The sequence below is a fragment of the Mycolicibacter acidiphilus genome (genome assembly GCF_018455725.1).
Lineage (GTDB): Bacteria > Actinomycetota > Actinomycetes > Mycobacteriales > Mycobacteriaceae > Mycobacterium > Mycobacterium acidiphilum.
This window is the reverse complement of sequence record NZ_JAHCLR010000150.1, coordinates 1-395: the sequence shown is the minus strand read 5'-3', so window position 1 is coordinate 395 and position 395 is coordinate 1. Positions and strand designations below refer to the sequence as shown.

Here is a 395-nt window from a genome sequence, read left to right as displayed (position 1 = left end):
ACCGGGGCCATCGGCTCGATCTTGTTCTTGATGCCGTCGATGCCGGCCATCAGCATCGCCGCGAACGCCAGGTACGGGTTGCTCGAGGAGTCAGGTGAGCGGAACTCCAGGCGTTTGGCCTTCGGGTTGGTGCCGGTGATCGGGATGCGCACACACGCTGACCGGTTGCGCTGGCTGTAGACCAGGTTGATCGGGGCCTCATAGTGCGGCACCAGGCGCTTGTAGGAGTTGATGGTCGGGTTGGTGAACGCCAACAACGACGGGGCGTGGTGCAGGATGCCGCCGATGCAGTGCCGCGCCATCTCGGACAGCCCGGCGTAGCCGGCCTCGTCGTAGAACAGCGGGGTGCCGTCCTTCCACAGCGACAGGTGCACGTGCATGCCGGAGCCGTTGTC

Annotated in this window: 1 pseudogene; it reads right to left on the bottom strand. The window is 65.3% G+C overall.

The window, feature by feature from the left end:
* Positions 1–395: pseudogene (locus KIH27_RS22260) on the bottom strand (type I glutamate--ammonia ligase); the annotation flags it as partial.